The organism is Roseateles sp. P5_B10 (assembly GCF_056400485.1).
This window is the reverse complement of record NZ_JBFULE010001147.1, coordinates 1-1,304: the sequence shown is the minus strand read 5'-3', so window position 1 is coordinate 1,304 and position 1,304 is coordinate 1. Positions and strand designations below refer to the sequence as shown.

The 1,304-nt window shown below is 67.8% G+C and carries 2 protein-coding genes; one reads left to right on the top strand and one right to left on the bottom strand.

Features of this window, described 5'->3' with window-relative positions; genetic code table 11:
- The first annotated feature begins 160 nt into the window (after positions 1-160).
- Positions 161-964, top strand: coding sequence for a GNAT family N-acetyltransferase (locus AC1DU6_RS31605; RefSeq protein ID WP_457324980.1), 804 nt, complete (start codon positions 161-163; stop codon positions 962-964).
- Here the strand turns inward: AC1DU6_RS31605 and AC1DU6_RS31600 are convergent, their stop codons facing one another.
- Complete coding sequence (locus AC1DU6_RS31600; protein WP_056194300.1) at positions 965-1,234, bottom strand: HPr family phosphocarrier protein; 270 nt, start codon at positions 1,232-1,234, stop codon at positions 965-967.
- Between the last annotated feature and the right edge of the window lie 70 nt (positions 1,235-1,304).

The window sequence follows — 1,304 nt, the reverse complement described above, 5'->3', positions numbered from 1 at the left end:
TGGCCACACCACGTGAGACCGCAATGCCGAACACCTGAAAACTCATCAGCGCCCTCCGCAGATCAATCCCCAATGTAGCTTGAGCCACAGGGCTGCCGCGTCATGGTTTTTTCATAGGGCCTTCACCGCTGCGTCAAACAGCCGCCCCAGCATGCCGGGCATGAACCGCAGTTTGATCGTCACGCATGCACAGCCGCATGCCCCCGCCCTGCACCGCCCGGCGCGCGCCTCTTCCCCCCGCCTCAGCGTCAGCTGGGCACGCAGCGAAACGGAAGTTCGCGAAGCCCAGGCGCTGCGCTACCAGGTCTTCGCCGTCGAGATGGGCGCCCGCCTGCCCACACCCAAGGGTTCACCGGCCGGGCTGGACGTCGACCTCTTCGACGCCTATTGCGAGCATGTCCTGGTGCGCGCCGGGGGCGAAGACGACGAGCCCGGCCCTGTCGTCGGCACCTACCGCGTGCTGACGCCGTCCGCCGCCAAACGCGCCGGCGGCCTGTACAGCGACACCGAGTTCGACCTGACGCGCCTGCGCGGCCTGCGTTCCCGGGTCGCCGAGATCGGCCGCTCCTGCGTGCATGCCGACCACCGCAGCGGCGGCGCCATCATTGCGTTGTGGGGCGCGCTGGCCGAATTCATGGCCCGCAACGGTCTGGATACCGTCATCGGCTGCGCCAGCGTCAGCATGCGCGATGGCGGCCACTTCGCGGCCAGTCTGTGGAAGCAGATCGCCGCCAACCACCTCGCGCCCATCGACTGCCGGGTGCGCCCGCGCCTGCCGCTGCCCATCGAGCACCTGCGCCAGGACCTGGTGGTGGAACCGCCGGCCTTGATCCGCGGCTATCTGCGCTGCGGCGCCAAGTTGATGGGCGAGCCGGCCTGGGACCCCGACTTCAACACCGCCGACCTGCCGCTGCTGCTGCGCACGGCCGATCTGCCGGCGCGCTTCAAGCGCATCCTCGGCTGATCACTGGCCTTCGCCGAACTTGTCGTTGACGAGGGCGGTGATCTGATCCTGCGCGGCTTGTTCGTCCTCGCCATCAGTCTCCAGTTCGACTGTCGCGCCGATGCCGGCGGCCAGCATCATGACGCCCATGATGCTCTTGGCGTTCACGCGCCGGCCGTTGCGGCTCATATAGACCTCGCACTTGAAGCTGCCGGCCAACTTGGTTAACTTGGCCGAGGCGCGCGCGTGAAGACCCAGCTTGTTGCTGATGGTGAGGGTGGACTTGATCATTCGTCGGGGGGCAAGGGAGGCATGGCGACGATGCCGGTGACCGCGCCCTGCATGGCGCGCCGTGCCAGCT

Coding starts and splice junctions, on each gene's coding strand:
- AC1DU6_RS31605 (WP_457324980.1), top strand. CDS start 161: ATGAACCGCAGTTTGATCGTCACGCATGCACAGCCGCATGCCCCCGCC.
- AC1DU6_RS31600 (WP_056194300.1), bottom strand. CDS start 1,234: ATGATCAAGTCCACCCTCACCATCAGCAACAAGCTGGGTCTTCACGCG.